Origin of the sequence: Cellulomonas triticagri (genome assembly GCF_003696205.1) — a bacterium.
Lineage (GTDB): Bacteria > Actinomycetota > Actinomycetes > Actinomycetales > Cellulomonadaceae > Cellulomonas > Cellulomonas triticagri.
This window is the reverse complement of sequence record NZ_RFFI01000007.1, coordinates 24,752-49,161: the sequence shown is the minus strand read 5'-3', so window position 1 is coordinate 49,161 and position 24,410 is coordinate 24,752. Positions and strand designations below refer to the sequence as shown.

Annotated in this window: 22 protein-coding genes, 1 pseudogene and 1 riboswitch; of the genes and pseudogenes, 10 read left to right on the top strand and 13 right to left on the bottom strand. The window is 74.7% G+C overall.

Annotation, left to right across the window (positions count from 1 at the left end; translation table 11 throughout):
• Nucleotides 1–15 precede the first annotated feature (15 nt).
• From EBM89_RS02400 to EBM89_RS02385, 4 genes are read right to left on the bottom strand one after another with little or no spacing between them, the layout of a single operon-like run.
• The gene (locus tag EBM89_RS02400; protein WP_122147861.1) at nucleotides 16–921 is read right to left on the bottom strand and encodes an ABC transporter permease; all 906 of its coding nucleotides are present in this window, start codon (nucleotides 919–921) and stop codon (nucleotides 16–18) included.
• The gene (locus EBM89_RS02395; RefSeq protein ID WP_122147860.1) at nucleotides 914–1,840 is read right to left on the bottom strand and encodes an ABC transporter permease; all 927 of its coding nucleotides are present in this window, start codon (nucleotides 1,838–1,840) and stop codon (nucleotides 914–916) included. The genes EBM89_RS02400 and EBM89_RS02395 overlap by 8 nt, the downstream gene beginning before the upstream one ends.
• Nucleotides 1,837–3,237: a M14 family zinc carboxypeptidase gene (locus EBM89_RS02390; RefSeq protein WP_122147859.1), complete on the bottom strand. Its 1,401-nt coding sequence runs from the start codon at nucleotides 3,235–3,237 to the stop codon at nucleotides 1,837–1,839. Before EBM89_RS02390 ends, EBM89_RS02395 begins: the two co-directional genes overlap by 4 nt.
• Nucleotides 3,234–4,844: a peptide ABC transporter substrate-binding protein gene (locus tag EBM89_RS02385; protein WP_122147858.1), complete on the bottom strand. Its 1,611-nt coding sequence runs from the start codon at nucleotides 4,842–4,844 to the stop codon at nucleotides 3,234–3,236. Before EBM89_RS02385 ends, EBM89_RS02390 begins: the two co-directional genes overlap by 4 nt.
• 280 nt (nucleotides 4,845–5,124) lie before the next feature.
• Here EBM89_RS02385 and EBM89_RS02380 point away from each other — a divergent pair, with 280 nt between their 5' ends.
• Together EBM89_RS02380 and EBM89_RS02375 are read left to right on the top strand one after the other, a co-directional pair.
• Nucleotides 5,125–5,853, top strand: a complete 729-nt coding sequence (locus tag EBM89_RS02380) for an FMN-binding negative transcriptional regulator (RefSeq protein WP_233571488.1) — start codon at nucleotides 5,125–5,127, stop codon at nucleotides 5,851–5,853.
• Between the two features lie 46 nt (nucleotides 5,854–5,899).
• Nucleotides 5,900–7,384 carry an amidohydrolase gene (locus EBM89_RS02375; RefSeq protein ID WP_122147857.1) on the top strand — a complete coding sequence of 495 codons (1,485 nt, stop codon included), beginning with the start codon at nucleotides 5,900–5,902 and terminating at the stop codon, nucleotides 7,382–7,384.
• A 6-nt stretch (nucleotides 7,385–7,390) separates the two neighbouring features.
• On the opposite strand, the gene EBM89_RS02370 is transcribed toward EBM89_RS02375, so the two are convergent.
• Nucleotides 7,391–7,954, bottom strand: a complete 564-nt coding sequence (locus EBM89_RS02370) for a cysteine hydrolase family protein (protein ID WP_122147856.1) — start codon at nucleotides 7,952–7,954, stop codon at nucleotides 7,391–7,393.
• A 202-nt stretch (nucleotides 7,955–8,156) separates the two neighbouring features.
• Between EBM89_RS02370 and EBM89_RS02365 the strand changes: the two genes are divergently transcribed.
• The 5 genes from EBM89_RS02365 to EBM89_RS02345 all read left to right on the top strand — a co-directional run bounded on the left by EBM89_RS02365 (nucleotide 8,157) and on the right by EBM89_RS02345 (nucleotide 10,966).
• Complete coding sequence (locus EBM89_RS02365; protein ID WP_122147855.1) at nucleotides 8,157–8,594, top strand: hypothetical protein; 438 nt, start codon at nucleotides 8,157–8,159, stop codon at nucleotides 8,592–8,594.
• 78 nt (nucleotides 8,595–8,672) lie between these two features.
• The gene (gene purS, locus EBM89_RS02360; protein ID WP_122147854.1) at nucleotides 8,673–8,960 is read left to right on the top strand and encodes a phosphoribosylformylglycinamidine synthase subunit PurS; all 288 of its coding nucleotides are present in this window, start codon (nucleotides 8,673–8,675) and stop codon (nucleotides 8,958–8,960) included.
• The gene (gene purQ, locus EBM89_RS02355) at nucleotides 8,960–9,655 is read left to right on the top strand and encodes a phosphoribosylformylglycinamidine synthase subunit PurQ (RefSeq protein ID WP_122147853.1); all 696 of its coding nucleotides are present in this window, start codon (nucleotides 8,960–8,962) and stop codon (nucleotides 9,653–9,655) included. Before purS ends, purQ begins: the two co-directional genes overlap by 1 nt.
• Before the next feature lie 11 nt (nucleotides 9,656–9,666).
• On the top strand, nucleotides 9,667–10,119 hold the full coding sequence (locus EBM89_RS02350; RefSeq protein ID WP_147463424.1) for a GNAT family N-acetyltransferase: 453 nt from the start codon (nucleotides 9,667–9,669) through the stop codon (nucleotides 10,117–10,119).
• 169 nt (nucleotides 10,120–10,288) lie between these two features.
• Complete coding sequence (locus EBM89_RS02345; RefSeq protein WP_122147851.1) at nucleotides 10,289–10,966, top strand: LLM class flavin-dependent oxidoreductase; 678 nt, start codon at nucleotides 10,289–10,291, stop codon at nucleotides 10,964–10,966.
• A 32-nt stretch (nucleotides 10,967–10,998) separates the two neighbouring features.
• Here the strand turns inward: EBM89_RS02345 and EBM89_RS02340 are convergent, their stop codons facing one another.
• The 4 genes and pseudogenes from EBM89_RS02340 to EBM89_RS02325 all read right to left on the bottom strand — a co-directional run.
• The gene (locus tag EBM89_RS02340; RefSeq protein ID WP_147463423.1) at nucleotides 10,999–12,807 is read right to left on the bottom strand and encodes a hypothetical protein; all 1,809 of its coding nucleotides are present in this window, start codon (nucleotides 12,805–12,807) and stop codon (nucleotides 10,999–11,001) included.
• Between the two features lie 446 nt (nucleotides 12,808–13,253).
• On the bottom strand, nucleotides 13,254–14,507 hold the full coding sequence (locus EBM89_RS02335; protein WP_122147849.1) for an O-succinylhomoserine sulfhydrylase: 1,254 nt from the start codon (nucleotides 14,505–14,507) through the stop codon (nucleotides 13,254–13,256).
• Nucleotides 14,504–14,953, bottom strand: a complete 450-nt coding sequence (locus tag EBM89_RS02330; RefSeq protein WP_233571487.1) for a rhodanese-like domain-containing protein — start codon at nucleotides 14,951–14,953, stop codon at nucleotides 14,504–14,506. Before EBM89_RS02330 ends, EBM89_RS02335 begins: the two co-directional genes overlap by 4 nt.
• Nucleotides 14,954–14,985: 32 nt before the next feature.
• Nucleotides 14,986–15,153 (bottom strand): annotated as a pseudogene (locus EBM89_RS02325) (DUF1737 domain-containing protein); the annotation flags it as partial.
• A 251-nt stretch (nucleotides 15,154–15,404) separates the two neighbouring features.
• A riboswitch (SAM riboswitch) is annotated at nucleotides 15,405–15,520 on the top strand.
• A gap of 46 nt (nucleotides 15,521–15,566) precedes the next feature.
• Here EBM89_RS02325 and EBM89_RS02320 point away from each other — a divergent pair.
• Nucleotides 15,567–16,955: an aminotransferase class V-fold PLP-dependent enzyme gene (locus EBM89_RS02320; protein WP_122147847.1), complete on the top strand. Its 1,389-nt coding sequence runs from the start codon at nucleotides 15,567–15,569 to the stop codon at nucleotides 16,953–16,955.
• A 74-nt stretch (nucleotides 16,956–17,029) separates the two neighbouring features.
• Here the strand turns inward: EBM89_RS02320 and EBM89_RS02315 are convergent, their stop codons facing one another.
• Genes EBM89_RS02315 through EBM89_RS02300 form a run of 4 tightly spaced genes read right to left on the bottom strand, consistent with a single transcriptional unit; the run spans nucleotide 17,030 to nucleotide 21,383 of the window.
• The gene (locus EBM89_RS02315) at nucleotides 17,030–17,653 is read right to left on the bottom strand and encodes a pentapeptide repeat-containing protein (RefSeq protein ID WP_122147846.1); all 624 of its coding nucleotides are present in this window, start codon (nucleotides 17,651–17,653) and stop codon (nucleotides 17,030–17,032) included.
• Between the two features lie 60 nt (nucleotides 17,654–17,713).
• Nucleotides 17,714–18,658 (bottom strand): MaoC family dehydratase, encoded by a 945-nt coding sequence (locus EBM89_RS02310; protein WP_122147845.1) that lies wholly within the window; start codon nucleotides 18,656–18,658, stop codon nucleotides 17,714–17,716.
• On the bottom strand, nucleotides 18,655–20,031 hold the full coding sequence (locus EBM89_RS02305) for a 3-oxoacyl-ACP reductase (protein WP_122147871.1): 1,377 nt from the start codon (nucleotides 20,029–20,031) through the stop codon (nucleotides 18,655–18,657). The genes EBM89_RS02310 and EBM89_RS02305 overlap by 4 nt, the downstream gene beginning before the upstream one ends.
• Nucleotides 20,031–21,383, bottom strand: coding sequence for an acetyl-CoA C-acetyltransferase (locus EBM89_RS02300; protein ID WP_233571486.1), 1,353 nt, complete (start codon nucleotides 21,381–21,383; stop codon nucleotides 20,031–20,033). The genes EBM89_RS02305 and EBM89_RS02300 overlap by 1 nt, the downstream gene beginning before the upstream one ends.
• A gap of 118 nt (nucleotides 21,384–21,501) precedes the next feature.
• Here EBM89_RS02300 and EBM89_RS02295 point away from each other — a divergent pair, with 118 nt between their 5' ends.
• Complete coding sequence (locus EBM89_RS02295; protein WP_233571485.1) at nucleotides 21,502–22,179, top strand: TetR/AcrR family transcriptional regulator; 678 nt, start codon at nucleotides 21,502–21,504, stop codon at nucleotides 22,177–22,179.
• Between the two features lie 46 nt (nucleotides 22,180–22,225).
• On the top strand, nucleotides 22,226–24,388 hold the full coding sequence (locus tag EBM89_RS02290; RefSeq protein WP_122147843.1) for an acyl-CoA dehydrogenase family protein: 2,163 nt from the start codon (nucleotides 22,226–22,228) through the stop codon (nucleotides 24,386–24,388).
• Nucleotides 24,389–24,410 lie beyond the last annotated feature (22 nt).

The window sequence follows — 24,410 nt, the reverse complement described above, 5'->3', positions numbered from 1 at the left end:
GGTGCGGGGCGCGGCTCAGCCGCGGCCCTTGGGGTCGAGGACGTCGCGCAGGACGTCGCCGAGCGTGATCATCGCCAGGACGGTGATCGTCAGGAAGATCGAGGGGAACAGCAGCATGTGCGGGGACGTCTGGAAGTACGTCTGCGCGCTGGACAGCTGCAGGCCCCACGAGATCGACGGGGCGCGCAGGCCCAGGCCGAGGAACGTCAGGGTGGACTCGGACACGATGACCCCGCCGACCATGGTGGTCGCCACCGCCAGGACGGGGCCGATGGAGTTCGGCAGCACGTAGCGGGCGATGATCCGCCGGTCGCGCAGGCCCATCGCGCGGGCGGCCTCGACGTACGGGGCGTCCCGCACGGCGCGCACCGACCCGCGGACCAGCCGCGCCATCGTGGGCCAGGAGAACAGGGCGAGCACCAGGGCGACGGTCACGGCGGACCGGCTGCCGATCGAGGTGAGCACGACCACCGCGCCGAGCAGGAACGGGAAGCCGAGGAACACGTCGGTGAGCCGCGCGATCAACCGGTCGGCGACCCCGCCGTAGAACCCGGCGAGGGTCCCGACGACCAGGGCGACGGCCAGCGCGACGGCGGTCGCCAGCACCCCGACGGTCAGCGACGCGCGGGCGCCGTGGATGACGTTCGCGTAGACGTCGCAGCCCTGGACGTCGGTGCCGAAGACGTGCGCACCGCCGGGCGGCTGCGCGCTGTCCGCGAGGTCGCAGGCCCGTGGGTCGGGCTGCCCGAACCAGCCGGCGAACGCCGACGGCACGAGGGCGACGAGCAGCAGCAGGCCCAGGACCGTCGCGCACACCCAGAACAGCGGGCGGCGGCGGAGCGTGCGCCAGAGGCCGCGGGGTGCGGCGGGTGCGGCGCCGTCGACCTCGGACACGGCGGTGGCGGCGAGGGTGTCACTCATGGCGGATCCTCGGGTCGAGCACCGACGACAGCAGGTCCACGACCAGGTTCGTCAGCAGGAAGATGATGATCAGGGCGGTGGAGACGCCGACGACCGTCGGCCCCTCGTGCGCGCGGATCGCCTGGAACAGCAGCTGGCCGACCCCGGGCAGGTTGAAGACGCCCTCGACCACGACCGTGCCGCCGAGCAGGAAGCCGAGGTCGATCGCCAGGAACGTCAGGACGGGGATCGCCGAGTTGCGCAGCACGTGCACGCCGACGACCTGCCGCTGCCGCAGGCCCTTGGCCCGCAGGGTGCGCACGAAGTCGGACTGCAGCGTGTCGACGACGGAGCCGCGCATGAGGCGGGTGACCGAGGCGAGGCCGAACACCGCGATGACGGTGGCGGGCAGCAGGTAGGACGTGGGCCAGCCCTCGGACGTCCCGGCGACCGGGAACCAGCCGAGGCGGACGCCGAGCACGAGCTGGGCGGTGACCGCGACCACGAACACCGGGATGCTCGTGGCGAGGATCGTCCCCGCCAGGACGAGGCGGTCGCCGGCACGACCGCGGCGCAGGCCCGCGAACAGGCCCAGCAGCACGCCGAGGACGACCTCGATGCCCCACGCCGTGAGCGCGAGCGTGATGGTCACGGGCCAGCGGGACTCCATGCGCGACGCCACGGACTGGCCGCTGAAGTTGGTCCCGAGGTCGCCGGTGAACAGCCCGCCGAGGTACCGCAGGTACTGCTGCAGCACGGGCTCGTCCAGGTGGTAGCGGGCGCGCAGCTCGGCGACCACGTTGTCCGGCAGCGGGCGGTCCCCGCCCAGCGACCGGATGGGGTCGCCGGGCAGGGCGAACACCATGAGGTAGATGACCAGGGTGACGCCGAGGAAGACGACGACGAGCTCGACGGCCCGGCGCACCGCGTACCGGGTCATGCGGCGCCGCCCGGCGCCCGCTGCGCGAGCACGCGGGACATCGCGAGCGTGGCGCCGTACTGCACGCCGACCAGCCGCTCGACCGGCAGCACGGTGAGGCCCGTCAGACCGTCCGCCTCCGCGGCCCAGCCGTCGTAGACCTCGCGCGCCCGGTCGGCGACCCGCCGGACCCGGGCGGTGGCGATGCCGGCCCGCACCTCGGCGTCCAGGGCACGCAGGAGCATGCCGCCGAACCGCAGCCGGAAGCACCGGACCACGTCCTCGTTGCTGAACACCTCGGCCGCGGTGGCGGGCCGGTGCAGCTCGGGTCGGTCGGCGCGCAGCAGCTCGGACCGCCCGCCCTCGCCCATCATCGGCACGAACGCCTCGGAGGCGCGCAGGAACGGCGTGCGCACCGTGAGGTCGTCCCGGGCCTCGTCGAGCAGCCCGGTGAGGGTGCTGCCCAGGGCCACGAGCTGCTCGCCCTTGGTGCGCACGACATCGGCGTAGTCCGCCGTGGTGGGGGTCGTGTCGTCGGCGAGCGGGTGCGACCAGTACGGCAGCTCCGCGACGAGGGAGACGGTGCCGTGCCGGGCGGCGTACGCGCTCGACGAGTCGCCGCCGACCATCGACGCCGCGTCCATGCCGAGCGAGGCGAGGTAGTCGTACTCCTCGCGGGTGCTGGACATGTGGAACACCGCGGGCGCGATCGACCGGATCGCCGGGGACTCCGGCTCGCCGACGTCCAGGGGCAGGCCGAGCGTGCGCGGCACGGCGTGCAGCGCCTCGACCGCACCGGGGACGTCCTGCGAGAGGTAGTAGTAGACGCCGCCGAGCTCCGCGTTGTGCAGGCTGACCATGAGCTCCGGGCGCACGTCGTCGATCACGCGCATCAGCGCCTGGGTCTCGGGGATGACGTCGTCGAAGTACGCGTCCTTGTACGCGAACGGGAACGACCACTCGACCTGCTCGGCGGGTGCCGGGCGGTAGAACCGGCGGGAGTAGGCGGTGCGGTCGGACGGGTCGGCGAACCAGGACTCGTTGAGCCGGGTGCCGTCCGGGTCGATGCACGGGACGAGGTGCCACGTCGCCCCGGACCGCGCGAGCAGGTCCGGGTCCGCGACCAGCTCCGACGCGAGGTGCTGCAGGGTGCGGAACCCGATCGGCTCGTTGGGGTGCACGCCGGCGAACAGCAGGTGCGGGCGCGGCCCGGAGCCGATCGTGAACATCGGGATCGGCTCGCCCAGGCGGGAGGTGCCGATCCGGCGCTCCCGCACGAGCGCGGGGTGGTCGGCGGCCAGCGTGCCGAACCACGCCAGCAGCTCGTCGACCGGGGGGAAGCCGGACATCGGGGGGACCCGGCGGGCCCGCTCGAGGACGTCCTCGAGCGAGCCCGCGGGCAGGGTGCCCTGGCTCATGCGCCCTCGGTGAGGACGACCTGGGTGTACGTCGGGTTGCCGACCGCCGAGGTCGGCAGCTCGGCGACGCGCTCGGAGACCACGAAGGAGTAGGTCTCGAAGAACAGCGGCGGGGCCGGGAAGTCCTCGAGGATCCGCTCCTGGACCGCGGCGTACGCCTCGGCCGCGGCGTCCGGGTCGACCTCGGCGTCCGCCGCCGCGATCAGCGACGCGACCTCGGGCTCGTAGTACGGGATGCAGTTGGGGCAGCCGCCGCCGTCGACGTAGAACGCCCGGAGGGTGTTCTGCTGGCTCGGGTACAGGGCACCCCAGCGCGAGAAGAACGGGCCGGAGATGGTGCCCGCCATGCGGTTGTCGGCGAACTCCGCCCAGTCGGTGCTCGGGGACGCGACGGCCTCGACACCCAGGTTCTGCCGGAGGTTGTTGGCGATGGCCGTGTACAGCTCGTCCATGCCGGCGCCGCCGGGGTAGTAGATCTCGATGGTGCCGTCGAACCCGCCGGCCTCGTCGAGCAGGGCCTTCGCGGCCTCGGGGTCGTACTCGCAGAGCTCGCCGCAGATGCCCTCGGGCGTGCCCGCCTCGACAGCGGGGGTCAGGGCGGTCGCCGGGGTGAACAGGCCGCCGTAGATGACCTCGTCGATGGTCTCGCGGTCGATGGCCATCGAGATCGCCTGGCGGACGCGGACGTCCGAGTAGCGCTCGTCCCACAGCGGCAGGCCGAGGTAGGAGATGCCCGCGGCCTCGAAGGAGTAGAGCCGGTCGCCGAAGTCGGCGGCGGCCTGGGTCTGCCGGGCGACCGGCACGCCGGCGACGTCGAGGTTGCCGGCCTGCACGTCGGTGTAGGCGGTGGTGTCGTCGGTGTACGGGACGAAGGTGATCTCGTCGACCGTCGGCTCGAGGCCCGGGTAGTCCTCGTACGCCGTGACGGTCATCTCCTCGTTCTCGGCGTAGTCGGTCGCGACCTCGAACGGCCCGTTGCCCACGGGGTGCGTGTTGTACGCGTCGAAGTCGTCGAACGCGGACTCCGGCATCGGGTAGAACGCGGTCTGCGCCTGCGACAGCTGCATCGGGAACTGGCCGTCGGGCCCGGTGAGGGTGACCGTGAACGTCGTGTCGTCCACGACCTGCAGGCCGGACATCTCGGTGGCGGGCTCGCCCTCGGCGACGTTGAGGTCGGCGTAGCCGACGATGTTGGCGAGCTGGCCCGAGTTCTCCCAGGCGTTCGGCCCGTAGGCCACCGCGTTCCACGCGTCCACGTAGGACTGCGCGGTCACGGGGGTCCCGTCGTGGAAGGTCCAGCCGTCCCGGAGCGTGATCGTCCAGGTGGTGCCGTCCTCGGACTCGACCGACTCGGCCGCGACGTACGACAGCTCGCCGTCGTCGCTGATCCAGGTCAGCGGCGCCCACACGGCCATGTTGAAGTCGAACGCGATAGTCTGGCGGCCGGGGATGAGCTGCACCGGGTCGGTCACGGCGACGCGGATCGCGCCACCGCCGCCGGTCGCGCCGCCGTCGGCGGAGTCGCCGTCACCGCCGCCGCTGCACGCGGTCAGGGCGAGCGCCAGCACGAGGGCGCCGGCGGCCAGCCGGGTCCGGGTCGTTCTCATGGTTCCTCCACTGCGGGGGAGCGGCGGCAGGGGCCGCCGGGGTCGGGGGAGTGCGGAACGGGGTCGGCGTCGCTGCCGTCGGGGGCGCGGTGCCGAGGGTGCGGCGGGCGCTGGGCGCGGGACCGGGTGGGTCCTGCGGGGTGGGCGTCAGTCAACCCCGACCACCAGGTCGGGCGTCAATAGCCGAGATACTGAGAGTTCAGCAGGAAATGAAAGTTTTACGTGCAGGACACAGAGCACGGGTGCCGCCGCCCCACCTCGCGGTGGTTCGATGGGCGGCGTGATCCACACGACCGACTACGTCCTGACCGACGAGGTGCGCGTCCGGGACCTGGTGCGCGAGCACGGCTGGGCCAGCCTGGTCTCGGTCACCGACGACGGGCCCGTGGTCTCGCACCTGCCCGTGCTGCTCGCCGACGACGTCCGCCTGCCCTCCGGCGCCGGACCCGCGGGCCCGGCCGCGGCGCCCCGGCCCGCGCGCGACGCCCGGGGGCTGCCGGACCGCTTCGCGACCCCCGCGGCACCGCTCACCCTGCTCAGCCACCTCGGACGCCCCGACGAGCTGCTGCACCAGGTCGACGGCACCCGCGAGCACCTGCTCGTCGTCGAGGGGCCCTACGGGTACGTCTCACCCGGCTGGTACGGCTACAGCCCCGCCGTCCCCACGTGGAACTACGTCGCCGTGCACCTGTACGGCACCGTCGAGCTGCTCGACGCCGAGGACTCCTACGCCGTCATGGGCGCCACCGTCGACCGGTACGAGGCGCCCATGCCCGAGCCGGTGACGATGCCGGACGTCGAGGGCTACGCCCGGCGCATCGCCCCGGGCGCCGTCGGCATCCGGATGCACGTCACCCGCTACCAGGCCAAGGCGAAGCTCAGTCAGGACAAGCCCCGTGAGGTCGCCGAGCGCGTCGCCGTGGCCCTGGAGCACGACCCGCACTACGCCCACCCCGGCCTGGCCGCCGCGATGCGGGCCGAGCTCGCCCGCCGCCCCACCGACGGCTGACACCCCGCCCCGCACGACCCCGCCGAACGACAAGGACCCGCGACCCGTGAGCACCACCCCCCTCGTCCTGCTCGGCGCGCGCCTGCTCGGCGCGCCCCGCACCGTCGACGTCCTGCTGCGCGACGGTCGGATCCAGGCCGTCGGCCCCGACCTCGCGCGCACCGCCGGGTCCGGGGTCGAGCAGGTCGACGCCGGCGGGCGCACCGTCCTGCCCGGCCTGTGGGACGCCCACACCCACATGACGCAGTGGGCGCTCGCCCGGCAGCGGCTCGACGTGTCCGCCGCGACCTCCGCGGCCCACGCCGTGCGGATCGTGCTCGACCGGCTCGCCGCCGGGCCACTCACCCCGGGGACGGCTCTCGTCGGCTACGGGTTCCGCGACGGGCTGTGGCCCGACGAGCCGACCGCCGCGCTGCTCGACGCCGCCGTCGGCGACACCCCCGTGATCCTCGTGTCCGGGGACCTGCACTGCGCCTGGTTCAGCACCGCCGGTCTGCGGTACGCCGGGGTCGCCGCGCACCCCACCGGCCTGCTGCGCGAGACCGAGTGGCTGCCGCTCGCGTCGGTCGTGGACCACGTGCCCGACGACCTCGCCGACCGGTGGGTCGCCGAGGCCGCCCAGGCCGCCGCCGCGCGGGGCGTCGTCGGCGTGGTCGAGCTCGAGATCACCGAGAACCTCGGGCCCTGGCGGCGACGCATCGCCGCGGGCACCGACACCCTGCGCGTGCGGGCGGGGGTCTGGGAGTCCTACCTCGACAAGGTCCTCGCCGAGGACCTGCGCAGCGGCGACGTCGTCGTCGGCACCGGCGGGCTGCTGGAGCAGGGGCCGCTCAAGGTGGTCACCGACGGCTCGCTGAACACCCGCACCGCCTTCTGCCACGACCCGTACCCCGACCTCACCGGCGACGACCGGTTCGGCATCCTGTCCGTCCCGCCCGAGCACCTGGTGCCCCTGATGGCGCACGCGCACCGCAAGGGCCTCACCTGCGCGATCCACGCCATCGGCGACCACGCCAACACCCTCGCCCTGGACGCGTTCGCCGCGTCCGGCGCCACCGGCTCCGTCGAGCACGCCCAGCTGCTCGTCGCCGAGGACGTCGCCCGGTTCGTGGAGCTCGGCGTCACCGCGTCCGTGCAGCCCGAGCACGCCATGGACGACCGCGACGTCGCCGACCGGCACTGGGCCGGGCGCACCGACCGGGCGTTCGCGCTCGCCTCGCTCGCCGCCGCCGGCGTCCGGCTGGCCATGGGCTCCGACGCGCCCGTGGCCCCGCTCGACCCCTGGCAGGCCGTCGCCGCCGCCGTCGAGCGCACCCGCGACGGGCGGGAGCCCTGGCACCCCGAGCAGCGGCTCGACCTGCTCACCGCGCTGCGGTCCTCGACCGACGGGCAGCCGCTGGAGCTCGCCGTGGGCGCGCCCGCCGACCTCGTGCTGCTCGACGCCGACCCGCTGGTCGCCGGGACGCCGCTGCGGGAGATGCCCGTCGCCGCCACGCTGCTGGGCGGGCGGTGGACGCACCGGACGTTCTGAGACCGGCTACGCCGACGCGACCAGGTCCGCCGTCGCGACGACCCGGGCGAAGCCGCCGCCGTGCAGGTTGACCGCCGTCGCGCGCGCCAGGTCGGCGGCGGCGAGCACGGTCCCGTCCGGGCCCGCGAGGTCGAAGGTGTGGCAGGCGTCGAGCGGCACCAGCACGTCGTAGCCGAGGTTGCCCGCCATGCGCGCCGTCGTCTCGACGCACTGGTTCGTCTGGATCCCGCAGAGCACGACCTGCCGGATGCCGGCGGCGTCGAGCCACGCCCGCAGGTCCGGGGTGCCGTAGAACGCCGAGTTCACGGACTTGCGCACCAGCAGCGCCGGGTCGACGTCGGCGACGACGTCCTGGAACGCGTAGCCGGGGGTGCCGTCGAACAGCGGCGGCGAGCTCCGGGACGCGTGCTGCACCAGCACCACCGGCCGGCCGGAGCCCTGCCACGCGGCGACGAGCGCGGCGACGTTCGCCTCCGCGGCGGGGTTGTCGCGGGGGCCCCAGAAGTCGAGGTCGAGGAAGCCCTGCTGCACGTCGATGACGACCAGGGCGGCGTCGGGGGAGAGGTCCATGGGCGTCATCGTGACGACGCGGGCCGCCCTGCCGCGAGGGCCGTACCTGCCGTCCGGCGTCGACATCCCGCCGGGCGCGCCCGTCCGGGGGGTGGACGGAGCGGTCTCGTCCCCCGAACGGGTGGCGGGGCGTGGAGGCCTGGGTGCTACCACCCCGGCCCCACCTGACGTCCTGCGTACCGGGTCGTAACGTCGGAGAGCCATGCATCCTGACCTGCGCGTCCTCGCCCCCCACGGCTTCGCCGGACGGACCGCCCTCGGCTTCCACCCCCGCGACGGCCGGCCCGTCGCGTGCTGGGTGGTGCACCCCACGTCCGCCGACGCCGGTGCCCTCGCCCGCCTCGACCACTTCTCCGCCGCGCTCGGCCTCGGCCCGCACACGGGGGAGCGGCTGGCCGAGATCTCGGACTACCGGGCGTCGCTGACCGCCGCGGGCGGCTGGGCGACCCTGTGGGTCGGCGACGAGACCGAGCTGGTCGCGGAGCACGACGACGACTGGCTCGACGCGCTGCTCGACCGCGGGTGGGCGATGGTCGTCGTCGGCTACACCGTCGACCTCGCGCGCGCCGACAACCGCACGGTGATGGCCTACCTCACCAGCGGCCAGGACGCGTACGTCGGGGTCGTCCGCGCCGCCTGACGGGCGCGCGCACCGAGCACCCGTCCGCGGTCGGTAGGCTGTGATCCACCCCACCGCCGCGAACCAGGGAGCCAACCCGTGGGACGAGTCGTCGTCGATGTGATGCCCAAGCCGGAGATCCTCGACCCGCAGGGCAAGGCCGTCGCCGGGGCGCTGCCGCGGCTCGGCTTCGGCCAGTTCACCAGCGTCCGCCAGGGCAAGCGGTTCGAGCTCGATGTCGACGGGCCGGTCACCCCCGAGGTGCTGGCCGCCGCCGCGGCCGCCGCCGAGCAGGTGCTGTCCAACCCCGTCATCGAGGACGTCGTCCGCGTCGCCGACGCCGAGGCGGACGCCGCGGCCACGGTCGCCTCCGAGGGCCTCGCCTGATGACGCGCATCGGCGTCGTCACCTTCCCGGGCACCCTGGACGACCGCGACGCCGCGCGCGCCGTGCGCCTCGCCGGTGCCGAGCCCGTCGCCCTGTGGCACGCGGACGCGGACCTGCGCGGCGTCGACGCCGTCGTCCTGCCCGGCGGGTTCTCCTACGGCGACTACCTGCGCGCCGGGGCGATCAGCCGGTTCGCGCCCGTCATGGGCGAGGTCGTCGAGGCCGCCGGCAAGGGGATGCCCGTCCTGGGCATCTGCAACGGCTTCCAGGTCCTCACCGAGGCGCACCTGCTGCCCGGGTCGATGATCAAGAACGACCACCTGCACTTCGTCTGCCGCGAGCAGGTGCTCTCCGTCGAGTCCACCCGCACGGCGTGGACCGGGGACTACCAGCAGGGCGAGCACATCACCATCCCGCTGAAGAACCAGGACGGCCAGTACGTCGCCGACGAGCGCACGCTGGACGAGCTGGAGGGCGAGGGTCGCGTGGTGTTCCGCTACGAGGGCTGGAACCCCAACGGGTCGCGCCGCGGCATCGCCGGGATCACCAACGAGCGGGGCAACGTCGTCGGCCTCATGCCGCACCCCGAGCACGCGGTCGAGGCCGGGTTCGGCCCCGACGGCGGGCAGGGTCCCCGCTCCGGCACCGACGGGCTGCGGTTCTTCACCTCGGTGATGCGCGCGCTGGTCTCCTGACCGTGGGGCAGATGCCCGCCGTCGCGGAGGTCCCCTGGGACGACGCCGCGGCGGCAGCGCTGCGCGCCGCCCAGGAGCGGGAGATCGCGGACCGGTACGGCGACGAGGACACCGAGCCGATCACCGGCGACGGGATGCTCACGACCCTGGTGGTGCACCACGACGGCACGCCGGTCGGGTGCGTCTCGCTGCGGGACGCCGCGCCCGGGCACGGTGCCGGCACCGGGGAGGTCAAGCGGCTCTACGTCGCCCCCGGCGCGCGCGGCCGGGGGCTCGGTCGCGCACTGGTCCTCGCCGTCGAGGCCCGTGCCGCCGCCCTCGGGCTGACCCGGCTGGTGCTGGAGTCCGGCGTGCGGCAGCCGGAGTCCGTCGCGCTCTACCGCTCGCTCGGGTGGGACGCCATCACGCCGTACGGGCCGTGGGCCGACCACCCGGAGACGCTGTGCTTCGGGAAGGCACTGTAGGGCGACACCCTCGCCCGGGATGTGGACACCCCGTGGTGCCGGTCCGGGTCGCGCGGTTAAGGTCCTCGCGTGTTCCTGAGCCGGGTGTGTTGTCGCTGAGCTGACGACCTCGCGCGCCCGCGGCCGGACGGCCCTCGCGTGCACCCCGCCTCACGCCCGAGGACACCCCATGGCTCAGCCCGTGCTGGACCGCGTCGCCGCGTCCGCCGCCCACCCGTCGTCCCTGCTCCCCGCCGCCCGCGCTCGCGCCGCGCTGCGTCGGCACCCCGCACCGCCCACGGACCTCGAGGCCCCGGTCCTGCCGCGCGCCGCTGCGCCGGTCGCCGTCGTCCCGGCCCTGGCTGTGCCCGTGACCGTCGAGGTCGGTGAGCCCGCCTACGGCGTCCGCACCGTCGAGGCGCGGCCCGGCTCCGAGTCCGCCATCGACGTGGCCGCGCGCACCGCGGACGTCATCCGGCTCGCGTTCTCGGTCGCCGTGCCGTCGGTCGGCGCGCTGGCCCGGGTCGTCGCGCTGGTCGAGGACGCCGTCGCCGCCGCTGGCCGGGACCGCGCCGAGGTGCGGGTGCTGCTGGATCTGGACGTCGTGCTCGCGGCCGACGACCGGGTGGCGCGCCGCAAGCGGTCGCAGCTCGAGTACCTGGACGCCCTCGCCGGGCTCACCTGGTCCCCGGCGGACACCCGCGTGGTCACGACCCCGGACCGCCTGCGAGCGGAGGTCGAGGAGCTCGCCCGCCGCGCCAGGGTCGACGGCGTCGTCCTGCACCCGCTGGGGAGCGGTGCGGCCCTCTCCGGGCGCGCGCGGCTTCAGTCCGTGGGCCTCATGCTCCCAGTCGACGCGCCTGCGTGACGTGTCTTGCTCGGCCTCGAACTGCTATGAAGTCAGGTGTCGCGAACGCTGACCAGCACCCACGTCGGCTCCTGCCCGCTGGGTGTCGAGGGCGCGCTGCTGCGGGCGAAGGGCGCAGAGAGGTAGGGAACCTTGCCCGTCCCCGTGCGGTCGGCGATCTCTACCGTGCAGCCGTACCAGTGTCCGATCATCCGGTGGGAGTTCGTCCACAGCTGCGCGGGGAAGTTCTCGCCCAGGCGGAGCTCGCCGGCGGTGTAGAAGACGACTGCTGAGGACTTGCGCACGTCTTCGTAGTTGACATGCGAGAAAGCGCCGCTCTCGAGGTGGATTCCGTTGGCGCCGTTGTCGTCGCAGGTCGCGCCGGGGGCGTCGGGCCAGGGTTCGACCACGTAAAGCGCGCTGAACCCGTCGCTGGGGGCGACGACCTGGGTGCTTCCGCGTTGCGTGAGGCCGGCGATCAGCAGCACCAGGTCGCCCTGCAGGTCGAAGGTGACGTCGCCGTCGAACACCAAGCCTGTGGGGCAGGTTGTACGTGTGTCGATGCGGGTCCCGGTGGTGACCGTGAAGACCAGTTCACCGGACAGCACGCAAGAATCGGAGAGGGTTCCGGACGAAGCCGCCTCCAGAGCAGTGTCCCAGTCCATGTCCTGGAGTTCGTCACCACCTCGGAGGTGGGGTGCGTCGGCGCGCCAACGCATGAGGCTCGGGTCCAGGAGCTCTGCCGGGAACTCAGGCGCGACAGGGCCGGTGGAGAGCGCCGCCTCCTTACCCACCCCAACCGTGAGATCGAACTTGTCGTCGGCTTCGGCTTCCGCCTGCCAGGCGTCCGCCCAGGTCCCCCTCAGCTGCCCGCCGACCACGACAGACAAGCTCGAGTCGCTCGGTATGGCGATTGCCTTGTCCGTATACCGGTCGCGGGACGAGCGCGCATTGACGACGAGATCGCCTCCGACGACGTATCTCACAGAGGTGCTCTCGGTCACCCCGTAGAAATTATCAAGAATGAGGTCGCCGTCGACGATGACGGTACTGCTGAAACCCGTCGAGAGAGCCCGAGGGTGGTTCGCGCGCAGGGAGCCGTCAACCCACACAAGCTTCCGGAAAAGCCGAAATTCGCTGTCCAAGTTGAGGTCGCCCCCGATGCGCATCGCCGAAGCGCTTACCAGGCTGCTGCCGCCGCTTACCGGACCGCATTGGTCCCCGTGTGTGGAGGGTAATTCGTCGACGGTCATGTCGCCCAGGACGTAGGTGTGCGAGTTGCCGTAGGCCCCGGTGGCGCTCGGGTATCCGCAAGTGAAGTCGCCGCCCACCAAGATGCGTGTCTCAAGATCGATCGTCGGGTTAAAGTTCGACTCAGAGTTTGGCATTCTGGTCATGTCCCGCTCGGAGTACACGGAGAACGGGTACCCCTGGTAATCGACCCATCCTGGTGGAGCGGGGTATTGCGCATCCACGACCGCTTGCATGGTGCGGGTGTCGCCCGAGGAGTTCCCGACTCCCGGGGTGCTGGCGTGCCCGGTCGCCACGATGGTCACCGACTCGGTGTAGAGCGCGCCCGAGGTGGTCGGACACGCGGCCGTGGTCGGTTCGGTGAGGGATCCAGCCGCCTTCGGTCGGATCTCGACCTCGTAGGCCAGCGGTTCACCGGTGGGGGTGACCGTCGACGTGAGCGTGCCGCCCGGAGCGCGTGACCAGCAGTCCCCCGAGGCGAGCACGGCCCGGGCCTCGGCGATGCCGGCCTCTGCCGCGGCGCTCGCCTGGATCGCCGCACGCTGTGCGGTCGACCACCCGATGGACATCGTGGTGGCGGCGAGCAGCATCGGCAGGATCAGCAGCAGCACCGACATCATCCCGATCACCGACGCCAGCACGTAGCCGGAATCGCCCCGCGCACTCCTGACCCGCGTTGTGAGGCGATGTCTCCAGGTTGCCACTCAGGGCCTCCGTCAGTCGGGCGCTGCGGCAGCAGCGGGGATCGGCACGAACGAACAACGCCGACGACACCAGCACGCCGTCTGAATGAGTGGGACGTTCGGCCCTGAGTAGGTCCGAGCGCTGCGGGCTGGGACGTGCGTGCTCGCGCTCCATGGCGCCTGCTCCGAGCTCGCGCGCGTTCAGCCGTCGGGACTCGGCACTCGGCGGTCGCGGTCGCGACCTGACGCCTGACGCGGCGCACACCGGCGCCCCGTGATCCGGCCGGGCACCCGGCGAGGTCGAGGGTTTCCCGCCCAGGCTCGGCGTGTCGGCCCGGCGTGTCGCGGGAAACCCTCGACCTCGCGCCCCGGGGCTACGGGGTGAGCGCTGCCAGGGCCTGGGCGAGGTCGTCGCGGAGGTCGCGCACGTCCTCCAGGCCGACCGAGAGGCGGACCGTGGACTCGGCGATGCCGACCGCCGCGCGCCCGGCGGGGCCGAGCTTGCGGTGGGTCGTGGTCGCCGGGTGCGTGACCAGGGACTTCGCGTCGCCGAGGTTGTTCGAGATGTCGACCACGCGCAGCGCGTCCAGCACCCCGAAGGTCGCCTTCTTCGCGACGTCCGGCGTCGCGCTCGCGGGCACCCGCAGGTCGAACGTCACCACGGTGCCGCCGCCGTCCTGCTGCGCGAGCGCCAGCGCGTGCTGCGGGTGCGACGGCAGGTAGGGGTACCGGACCTGCGCGACGGCGGGGTGCTGCTCCAGCCAGGTCGCGAGCGTCAGCGCGGACGCCGTCTGGTGCCGCACCCGCAGGGACAGCGTCTCCAGGCCCTTGAGCAGCACCCACGCGTTGAACGGGCTCAGCGAGGGGCCGGTGTTCCGGATGAGGGTCTGCACGGGCCCGTGCACGAACGCGTCCGAGCCGAGGATCGCTCCGCCGAGCACCCGGCCCTGGCCGTCGATGTGCTTGGTCGCCGAGTACACGACGACGTCCGCGCCGAGCGGCAGCGGCCGGGACAGCACCGGCGTCGCGAACACGTTGTCCACGACGACGACCGCCCCGGCGGCGTGCGCGAGCCGGCTGACGGTCGCGATGTCCACGAGGTCCTGCATCGGGTTGGACGGCGTCTCGAAGAACACGACGTCCGCGGGGGTGGCGAGCGCGGCCTCCCACTGCTCGGGCACGTGGCCGTCGACGTAGTCGGTGCGCACGCCCCAGGACGCGAGGATCTCGTCGAAGATCACGACGGACGACCCGAACAGCGCCCGCGCCGCCACGACCCGCGACCCGGAGCGGACCAGCGCCGCCAGGGCCGTGAACACCGCCGACATGCCGGACGCGGTGGCGTAGCAGGCCTCGGCGCCCTCGAGCAGGCGCAGCCGCTCCTCGAACGACGACACCGTGGGGTTGCCGTACCGGGAGTACAGGAACCGGTCGGCCTCCCCGGCGAACGCCGCCTCGGCGTCCGCGGCGCGCTCGTACACGTAGCCCTGGGTGAGGAACAGGGCCTCGGACGTCTCCTGGAACTCGGAGCGCACCGTCCCGCCGCGGACGGCGAGCGTGTCCGGGCGCAGCGTGGCGCGCGGCAGCCGCCCGTCGCGCCAGTCCGCCGGGCCCGGGGCCCCGGTCACGCCTCCCGCCAGGGCAGGCCCTCGGCGCGCCAGCCCCAGTGGCCGCGCTGCCCGTCCGGGCCGACGTCGCCCTCGAACCCGCTGATCACGTTGTACGCGGGTCCGAGCCCGGCGGCGGTCGCGGTCGTCGCGGCCGCGACCGAGCGCACGCCGGACCGGCAGAGGAACACCACGGGGCGCGGCTCGTCCGCGGTGAGCCCCACCGCCGCGAGGTCGTTGAGGAACGCCGGGTTCGGCCGCCCGAACGCGTCGGTCCACTGCACGAACGCCGTGCGCTCGTCGGCGTCGTCCCCCACGAGGTCCGCGGTGTCGGGCACGCCGATGGTGCGCCACTCGCCGTCGGTGCGGACGTCCACGAGCAGGGCGCGCGGGTCGGTCGCCAGCAGGTCCCACGCCTCGCGCGGGGTCAGGTCGCCCGCGTACGGGGTCGGCAGCGCGGCGCTCACAGCGGCCGCACCGGGGTCGTGCCGGTGGTGCCGGCGGGCAGGACGACGGCCTGCGCGACGATCACGCGCTCCCCGTCGTGGGTCGCGGCGGGGCCGCCGTGCAGCACGTAGCCCTCGTCCAGCGCGGCGCTGACCCGCTCGCAGAACGAGCGGTCGTCGGGTCCCGTCAGCAGCCGGTAGCGCAGGCGGTCGTCGGTCATGGGTGTCCCTCTCCTCCATCGGACCTGGCGGAAGCACCCTCGGCCGGTCCGGGCCCACCGGTGGGGGTGGGGTCCGCGGACCGCGGGTTGCTGCGGCGTCGACGAGCCAGATCTCTCGGCCGCTCTGGATGGTGCGGCGATGCTACGCCATCGTCGGGAGCGGGGTGGGCGCCTGTCCAGCCGGGGTTCACCCCGGCCGCGTGCTGGACACCGGTTGACAGGCCGCGGGCGCCCGACCCATCCTCGAACCAGGTCATGAGCGCCAGCGCGAAGCCCCGGCTCGCTGGCCGGCAACCCTCCCTCCGCGGCGGGGTGCCCCGGGTGACGACCTGGCCGTCCGCCGTCCGGCGTCCGGCAAGCGCGGGGTGACCCGGCCGTACCCGGGCCCCCACCGATCCGTCGGGGGTAGTCCCATGTCCTTCCCGGCCACCACGTCCTGCGCCACCACCGCCGACCGGGCGCTGCTCCCGGTCGTCGGCGCCGACACCCTGGTCCCGCTCGTCGACGGCCGCCAGGTGCCGTACGCGAACCTCGACTACGCGGCGTCCGCGCCCGCGCTGGAGGCGGTCGCCGCCCGCGTCGTGGAGGTGCTGCCGCTGTACGCGTCCGTGCACCGCGGCGCCGGGTACCTGTCGCAGCTGTCCACCGCGCTCTACGAGTCGGCGCGGGCCACGGTCGCCCGGTTCGCCGGGGCTCGAGACGACGACGTCGCCGTCATCACCCGCAACACCACGGACGCGCTCAACCTGCTCGCGGGCTGCGTCCCCGACGGCGGCCGGGTGCTGGTGCTCGACATCGAGCACCACGCGAACCTGCTGCCCTGGGTGCGGTCGGTGCGCGGCTCGGGCCGCACGGCCACCGTGGTGCCGGCCGCGCCGACGGTCGCGGGGACGCTCACGGCGCTGCGCGACGAGCTCGCGCGGCAGCCGTACGCGCTGGTCACGCTCACCGGGGCGTCCAACGTCACCGGCGAGGCCCTGCCGATCACCTCGGTCGTCGCCCTGGCCCAGGAGGCCGGGGCACGGGTCGCCGTCGACGGCGCCCAGCTGCTGCCGCACCGGGCGTTCTCGCTCGCGGACTCGGGTGTCGACTACGTGGCGTTCTCCGGGCACAAGACCTACGCCCCGTTCGGCGCGGGCGCGCTCGTCGGCCGCCGCGACTGGCTCGACGCGGGGACGCCGTACCTCGCGGGCGGCGGCGCCGTGCGCGACGTGCGCACCGACCGGGCCCTGTGGCAGCCCGCACCCGCCCGGCACGAGGGCGGCTCGCCCAACGTGCTCGGCGCCGTCGCGCTCGCCCAGGCCTGCGACACCCTCGCCGCGCTCCCGACCGGGGCGCTCGCCGCGCACGAGGACGCGCTGCGCACGCGACTGCTGGACGGCCTCGCGGACATCCCGGGCGTGCGGGTGCTGCGGCTGTGGTCGGACTCCGCCGACCCGGTGGGCGTCGTGTCGTTCACCGTCGGCGAGCACGACTCCGGCCTCGTCGCCGCGTACCTGTCCGCCGAGCACGGCATCGGCGTCCGGGACGGCCGGTTCTGCGCCCACCCGCTGCTCGCGCGCGTCGGCGTGCCCGGCGGGGCGATCCGCGCGTCCGTCGGCGTCGGGACCACCACCGAGGCCGTGGACCGACTGGTCGCGGGGCTGCGCGCCTACGTCACCGACGGGCCGCGCGCGGCCTACGAGGTCGTGGACGGCTGCTGGGCCGTCGCGGGGGACACCCGGCCGCGGCCGGCCGTGACCGGCATCGACGCGATCGCCGCCACGGCGGCCGCGGCCTGCGGGCCGGCCGTCGAGGACTGACGCCGGTGCCCTGGCGACGCGCAGCCGCACGGGGGCCGCGCAGGGGGTGACCCCCGTGCGGCGACCCGGCAGGATCAGCGCACGACCACCCCGAGCTGGTCCGCCAGCGCGTCCGCCAGGTCCAGCAGCTGCTCGCGGCTGATCACCGCGCCCCGCAGCCCCGCGGTGCCGTCCAGCCCGGACAGGTCGGCCCCGCGCAGGTCGACCTCCCGCAGCTGCGCCCGCGTCACGTCGAGCCGCCCCACCCGGCAGTCCTCCAGCGTGACCCGCAGCGCCCGCGCCCCCGCGAGGTCGAGGTCACCGATCGTGCACCCCACCAGCCGCACGTCCTGCAGGCGCGCGTCCCGGAGGTTCAGGTAGTCGACCTTGCCGCCCTCGACGGTCACCCGGTCCCACGAGCTGCCGTACACCTCCAGCGCGCCGAGGCGGCAGCCCGACAGCGTCACGTCGCGCCACGACCCGGACCGGGCGCGCAGGGTCCCGGCCCGGCACTCGGCCAGCGTCGTGTCCACGACGTGCGCGTGGTCGAGGACCGCGCCGTCCAGGTCGCAGCCCCGCAGCAGGCACTCGATGACCCGGGCGCTCTCCGCGTCCGCCCCCGCCAGGTCCAGGCCCGCGAGCAGCAGCCGGTCGTAGTCGCCCTCGGGGTCGAGCGTGCCGGTGAACGGGTCGAGGACGTCCTCGTGCGGGGTGGCCATGCCCCCAGCGTCGCACCCGGCGGGGACACGCCGGAGCCGCCCTGTTCCACTGAGCGGACGCTACCCCAGCGGCCGCACCCGGGTGCGCAGGTGCAGCCGTCCCCGGCGGGCGTCCCACGCGGTGACGTCCCACCCGTCGTCGGCGGGTGCGACCCGCACGACGGGGGTCGAGGGCAGCAGCACGGGCGCCGCGAAGTCCACGTCCCACGCGTAGGTGTCGCCGCGCCGGGCGCCGACGTCGGCGAGCGCCCGCGCGGCGGTGTACATCCCGTGCGCGATGGCGCGCGGGAACCCGAGGGCGCGCGCGGACAGCGGGTGCAGGTGGATGGGGTTGGCGTCCCCGGACACCGCCGCGTACCGGCGTCCGACCCCGGCGTCGAGCGCCCAGCGCCCGGTCGGTAAGGGTGCCTCGAACCGCTCGCGCGCGGGTCGGGCGGTGTCCCCGGCCTGGTCGCCGAGTCGCACCCCGCGCGCGAGGTACGTGGACACGCCGTGCCATGCCGCCGGCGAGCCGGAAGCGGCGCCGTGCCGGCGCACCTCGGCGACCAGATCGACCTGGGTCCCGGTGGGGTGCGGCCGGAGGTCCTGGGCCCACGCCCGGATGTCGAGGCGGTCGCCGAGCCGTACCGGCTCGCGGAGCTCCACCCGGTTGCTGAGGTGCACCATCCCGAGCGCGGGCAGCGGGAAGTCGGGCCGGACGAGCAGGGCGGTGGTCAGGGGGAACGCGAGGACGTGCAGGTACCCGGCGGGCAGGGCGTCGGCGGCGGGCTCGCCGAGCAGGTGCTGGTAGGCGGTGAGGTGCGCGGGGTCGGGCCGGAGGTCGTCGAGCCGGAGGGTGCGGACGGGCAGGTCCGCCGGCTCGTCGCCGGTGCCGCCGAGCACCCGGCGGACGGGGGCGGTGACGGCGTCGCGCGCGGCGGCGAGCCCGGCGCGGGCGTAGAGCCCGCCGAGCGCGGGCGAGGTGGCGAGCCGCTCCTCGGACCTGGCGGGGTCGGGGGCGCTCACCGGCCGACCATGTTCTGCCCGCAGACGCGCAGCACCTGCCCGACGACGCCCCCGGCGGGCGGGGACGCGAGGAACGCGACGGCCTCGGCGACGTCCACCGGCAGCCCGCCCTGCTGCAGGGAGGACAGCCGCCGGGCGACCTGCCGGGTGAGGGTGGGCATCCGGGCGGTCATGTCCGTCTCGATGAACCCCGGGGCGACGGCGTTCGCCGTGCCGCCGAACGGGGCGAGCAGCGGCGCGGTCGCCTGGACCATGCCGATGACGCCGCCCTTGGAGGCGGCGTAGTTGCTCTGCCCGCGGTTGCCCGCGATGCCGGAGGTGGACGCGAGCGCGACGATGCGCGGGGCGTCGGTGAGGTCCCCCGAGGTGAGCAGGGCCTCGTTGATCCGCAGCTGCGCGGCGATGTTGACCGCGAGGACGGCCTCCCACCGGTCGGGGGTCATGTTGGCGAGCAGCTTGTCGCGGGTGATCCCGGCGTTGTGCACGACCACGTCGAGGCGGCCGTGCCGGGTGAGCGCGTGCTCCAGGAGGCGCGCCCCGGCGTCCTCGGCGGTGACGTCGAGCTGCAGGGCGGTGCCGTGCACGCGGTTGGCGACGGCGGCCAGGGCCTCGCCCGCGGCGGGGACGTCGACCGCGACGACGGTGGCGCCGTCGCGGGCCAGGGTCTCGGCGATGGCGGCTCCGATGCCGCGGGCGGCGCCGGTGACCACGGCGACCCGGCCGTCGAGCGGGCGGTCCCAGTCGGCGGGCAGCGACCCGGCGGCGGAGTCGACGGCGAGCAGCTGGCCGTCGACGTAGGCGGAGCGCGCGGACAGCAGGAACCGCAGGGCGCCGAGCACGCCGGGTGCGGTGACGGGGACGTCGTCGGCGACCACGACGCCGTTGGCGGTGCTGCCCGCGCGCAGCTCCTTCGCGACGGAGCGCACGGTCCCGTCGACGCCCTGCCGGGCGGCGGCGAGCGCGGGCGCGTGGTCGGGGCGCGCGGGCCGGGAGACGCTGACGACCCGCCCGCCCGGGGCGAGCGTCTTCAGCACCGGGCCGAGCGCGAGCAGGGGCGCGGCGAGGTCGCCCGGGTGCTGCACCTCGCTGAGCGCGAGGACGACGGCGGCGAACCGGGTGCCCTCGGCGGCGTGCCGCCGGACGTCCAGGTCCCAGCCCTTGCGGTCGGGCGAGGTCCCGGACAGCAGCTGGGCGAGCGCGTCGGCGTCGGGCCCGTCGCCGAGGACGAGCACGGGGCCGTCGACCAGCGGGGCGCCGGGTCGCCGGTCGGCGGCGCGCCGCAGCCGGGCCGGGCGGGGCAGGCCGAGCTGCTTCGCGATCTTCTGCGTGACGCCGGAGTTGACGAGGTCGAGGTACCGGTCGGTGCTGGTCATCACGCCGCCTCCAGGATCGCGGCGACGCCGAGGCCCCCGGCGGCGCAGACGGACACCAGGGCCCGCACGGGTCGGTCCTCCCCGGCGGCGAGCAGCTCGGCGCGGCGGCGGTGCAGCGCGGTCGCGACGGTGGCGACGATCCGGCCGCCGGTGGCGGCGAACGGGTGCCCGGCCGCGAGCGAGGAGCCGTGCACGTTGAGCCGGTCGCGGTCGACGGTGCCGAGGGCGTCGTCCAGGCCGAGGCGGGTCACGCAGAACTCCTTGTCCTCCCACGCGGCGAGCGTGGTGAGCACGGTGGACGCGAACGCCTCGTGGATCTCGACGTAGTCCAGGTCCTCCAGGGTGAGGCCCTGGCGGGCGAGCAGCCGGGGGACGGCGAACACCGGGGCCATGAGCAGCCCGTCCTCGCCGTGCACGAAGTCCACGGCCGCGGTCTCCGCGTCCACGACGGCGGCGAGCGGCGTGAGGCCGTGCGCCTGCGCCCAGTCGTCGGACGCCAGCAGCACGGTGGACGCCCCGTCGGTGAGCGGCGTCGAGTTGCCCGCCGTCATCGTCGCGGGGGTGTCGAGGCGGGTGCCGAACGCGGGCTTGAGCTTCGCGAGCTTCTCCAGCGACGTGTCCGCGCGCAGGTTCTGGTCCCGGACCAGCCCGCGGTACGGGGTGACGAGGTCGTCGAAGAACCCGGCGTCGTAGGCGGCGGCGAGCCGCTGGTGGCTGGTGAGCGCGATCTCGTCCTGCGCCTCGCGGGTGATGCCCCACTGCGCGGTGGTGAGCGCCTGGTGCTCGCCCATGGACAGCCCGGTGCGGGGCTCGTCGGTGCGGGGCGTGGCGGGCTTGAGGTCGCCGGGGCGCAGCGCGGCTGCGGCCTTGAGGCGCTGCGGCACGGTCTTCGCGCGGGCCAGGGTCAGCAGGGTGCGGCGCAGGCCCTCGCTGACGGCGATCGGGACGTCGGACGCGGAGTCGACGCCCCCGGCGACGCCGGACTCGACCTGGCCGAGCCGGATCTTGTTGGCGACGGACACCACGGCCTCCAGGCCGGTCGCGCACGCCTGCTGCAGGTCGTACGCGGGGGTGCGGGCGGACAGGGGGGAGCCGAGGACGGCCTCCCGGGTCATGTTGAAGTCGCGGCTGTGCTTGAGCACGGCGCCCGCGACGACCTCGCCCAGCACCTCGTCCTGCAGCCCGAACCGGGCCACGAGGCCGTCGAGCGCGGCGGTGAGCATGTCGAGGTTGCTCACCCGGGCGTAGGCCCCGCCGGCGCGGGCGAACGGGATCCGGTTGCCGCCGACGACCACGGCGCGCCGGGTCGTGGGCGTCTCGGGGCCGTGCGGCCCGGAGGTGGTGGGTGCCATGTGGGGGTCCTCCCGCATCGTCGTCGATGTCGTCGGTGGTGCATGGTCGCTCGTGGCGTGGGACCTCGGTCCCTTGTCTCACTGCCCGAAACTCACAGTACCTGATACCGTCGGTTCTGTGACCCCGATCACCCAGGACCCGTCGACGGCGACGGAGGACGGCCGCTCCACGCGGTGGGACGACCACCGCGAGGCCCGCCGCGCCGAGCTGGTGCGCGTCGCCCGCAAGCTCGTGCACCACGGCGGTCCGGGCGCGTCCATGGACGACATCGCCGCGGCGGCGGGGACGTCCAAGTCCATCGTCTACCGGTACTTCACCGACAAGGAGGGGTTGCAGCTCGCCGTCGCGGCCGCGGTCGTCGCCGACATCCGGGCCGCGCTGGACGAGGCCGCGACCGGCGCCGCCACCCCGCGCGACGCGCTGCGCGGGATGGTCGACACCTACCTCGCGATGATCGAGTCCTCGCCCCACGTGTACGCCTTCGTCACGCGGGGCGGCGCCGTCGGGGTGTTCCTCGACTCGGTCACCGAGCTCGTCGCCGACCCGTTCGTCCGCGCGCTCGGTGTGGACGACGACGGACCCGAGGCCGCGTGGGCGCGGCTGTGGGCCGCCGGTGCCGTCGGCTTCGTCCGCGGCGCGGGGGAGCGGTGGCTCGGGGGGGACGACACCACCGCGCGCGAGCCGCGCGCGGACGTCGCCGGGCGGGTGGCCGCCTGGCTGTGGGCCGGGCCGGTCGCCGTCCTGTCCCGCGAGCGCACCAGCACGACCAGCACGGGAACGACCAGCAGCACCTGACCCAGGACCGCGTCGACGAGGACGCACCGACCCCAGGGGAGCACGCATGACCACCACCGACGCCCGCCCCGCCGACGCCCCCACCGGGGCCGAGCGCCCGGCGGCCCCCGACCCCGTCACCGCCGCGAGCCCCGTCGCGACCGTCCGCCCGACCGGCGCCGGCCACGCCCGCGACCGCGCCGCTGATGAGCCGCGGGTCGCCGTGCCCGCGCTCACCGACGTCCTGCTCGGCCGGTACGCCGACCTGCGCCGCGGGGCGCGGGGCGTCGTCGCCGACCCCCGGTTCCAGCGCGTCGAGGGCCTGCCCGTGTCCGAGCACCGGGCGCGGGTGCTCGACCAGCTGCGGACCCTCGCGGCCGAGGGCGACGTGCTGCGGGCGTTCCCGACCCGCCTCGGGGGTGCCGACGACCACGGCGGCAGCCTCGCCCGGTTCGAGGAGCTGGTCGCCGCCGACCCGTCGTTGCAGATCAAGGCGGGCGTGCAGTGGGGGCTGTTCGCCTCGGCGATCCTGCACCTGGGCACCGAGCGGCACCACGACGCCTACCTTCCCGACGCGATGTCGGTGGCCGTCCCCGGCGCGTTCGCGATGACGGAGACCGGACACGGCTCGGACGTCGCGAGCATCGCCACCACCGCCACCTACGACGCGGCGTCGGGCGAGTTCGTCGTGCACACCCCGTACCGGGCGGCGTGGAAGGACTACCTGGGCAACGCGGGCCAGCACGGCACCGCCGCGGTGGTGTTCGCGCAGCTCGTCGCCCAGGGGCCGGACGACCCGCGCCCGGTGAACCACGGCGTGCACGCGTTCTACGTACCGATCCGCGACGCCGCGACGGGGGAGTTCCTGCCCGGCGTCGGCGGCGAGGACGACGGCCTCAAGGGCGGGCTGAACGGCATCGACAACGGCCGGCTGTGGTTCGACCACGTGCGCGTCCCGCGCACCGACCTGCTCGACCGGTACGGCGCGGTGGCCGAGGACGGCACCTACTCCTCCCCGATCGCCAGCCCGGGTCGCCGGTTCTTCACCATGCTCGGCACCCTCGTGCAGGGACGGGTGTCCCTGGACGGCGCCGCCGTGAACGCCGCGAAGCTCGGTCTGGTCATCGCCGTGACGTACGGCAACCAGCGCCGCCAGTTCGCGGGGTCGTCCCCGACCGACGAGGTGGTGCTGCTCGACTACGGCGAGCACCGCCGCCGCCTGCTCCCGCTGCTCGCCGAGACGTACGCGGCGACGTTCGCGCACGAGCACCTGCTCGCCGCCTTCGACGACGTGTTCTCCGGCCGGGACGACACCCCGGACTCCCGCGAGGAGCTCGAGACGCTGGCCGCCGCGCTGAAGCCGACCTCCACGTGGCACGCGCTGCGCACGCTGCAGACCTGCCGGGAGGCGTGCGGCGGCGCCGGGTTCCTCACCGCGAACCGGCTGACGTCCCTGCGCGCCGACCTGGATGTCTACGTGACGTTCGAGGGCGACAACACCGTGCTCTACCAGCTCGTCGGCAAGCGGCTGCTCACCCGGTACGCCCAGCAGGTCGGCGGGGACCCCGCCGACATCGCGCGGCTCGTCGCCGGGCAGGTCGCTGACGCCGCGCTGCACCGGATGCCGCTCGCCCGGGCGGTGCAGACGCTGGTCGACGCCGGGGACGCGCGCCGCTCCGCCGGGCAGCTCCGCGACCCGGAGACCCAGCGCGACCTGCTCGCCGACCGGGTGTCCACGATGGTCGCCGAGCTCGCGCAGGCCTTGCGCCCCGCCCGCAAGGCATCGCCCGAGGTCGCCGCGTCGCTGTTCGACGCCCACCAGCACGAGCTCGTCCAGGCCGCCCGCGCGCACGCCGAGCTGCTGCAGTGGGAGGCGTTCACCCGGGCCCTCGACACCGTCCCGGACGCGGGGACGAAGCAGGTGCTGACCTGGTTGCGCGACCTGTTCGGGCTGACGCTGATCGAGCGGGACCTCGCGTGGTTCCTCGTCAACGGGCGGCTGTCCGCCGGGCGGGCCCGCACGGTCACGTCGTACATCGAGCGCCTGCTGCTCCGGCTGCGCCCGCACGCCCAGGACCTCGTCGACGCGTTCGGCTACGGGCCCGAGCACGTGCGCGCGGAGATCGCCTCCGGGGCCGAGGCGGGCCGGCAGGCGGAGGCGCGCGAGGCCCAGCGGGCCGCCCGGGCGTCGGGGACGGAGCCGGTCCCGGAGCCGAAGCCGCGCCGCTGAGCAGCAGCGTCGACCAGCGGCC

Bases quoted from the DNA above. Each gene is read 5' to 3' on its own strand.
- EBM89_RS02395 (WP_122147860.1), bottom strand. From the start codon at position 1,840: ATGACCCGGTACGCGGTGCGCCGGGCCGTCGAGCTCGTCGTCGTCTTC.
- EBM89_RS02400 (WP_122147861.1), bottom strand. From the start codon at position 921: ATGAGTGACACCCTCGCCGCCACCGCCGTGTCCGAGGTCGACGGCGCC.
- EBM89_RS02315 (WP_122147846.1), bottom strand. From the start codon at position 17,653: ATGGCCACCCCGCACGAGGACGTCCTCGACCCGTTCACCGGCACGCTC.
- EBM89_RS02305 (WP_122147871.1), bottom strand. From the start codon at position 20,031: ATGACCAGCACCGACCGGTACCTCGACCTCGTCAACTCCGGCGTCACG.
- EBM89_RS02290 (WP_122147843.1), top strand. From the start codon at position 22,226: ATGACCACCACCGACGCCCGCCCCGCCGACGCCCCCACCGGGGCCGAG.
- purQ (WP_122147853.1), top strand. From the start codon at position 8,960: ATGACGCGCATCGGCGTCGTCACCTTCCCGGGCACCCTGGACGACCGC.
- EBM89_RS02385 (WP_122147858.1), bottom strand. From the start codon at position 4,844: ATGAGAACGACCCGGACCCGGCTGGCCGCCGGCGCCCTCGTGCTGGCG.
- EBM89_RS02300 (WP_233571486.1), bottom strand. From the start codon at position 21,383: ATGGCACCCACCACCTCCGGGCCGCACGGCCCCGAGACGCCCACGACC.
- EBM89_RS02390 (WP_122147859.1), bottom strand. From the start codon at position 3,237: ATGAGCCAGGGCACCCTGCCCGCGGGCTCGCTCGAGGACGTCCTCGAG.
- EBM89_RS02345 (WP_122147851.1), top strand. From the start codon at position 10,289: ATGGCTCAGCCCGTGCTGGACCGCGTCGCCGCGTCCGCCGCCCACCCG.
- EBM89_RS02320 (WP_122147847.1), top strand. From the start codon at position 15,567: ATGTCCTTCCCGGCCACCACGTCCTGCGCCACCACCGCCGACCGGGCG.
- EBM89_RS02365 (WP_122147855.1), top strand. From the start codon at position 8,157: ATGCATCCTGACCTGCGCGTCCTCGCCCCCCACGGCTTCGCCGGACGG.
- EBM89_RS02370 (WP_122147856.1), bottom strand. From the start codon at position 7,954: ATGGACCTCTCCCCCGACGCCGCCCTGGTCGTCATCGACGTGCAGCAG.
- EBM89_RS02350 (WP_147463424.1), top strand. From the start codon at position 9,667: ATGCCCGCCGTCGCGGAGGTCCCCTGGGACGACGCCGCGGCGGCAGCG.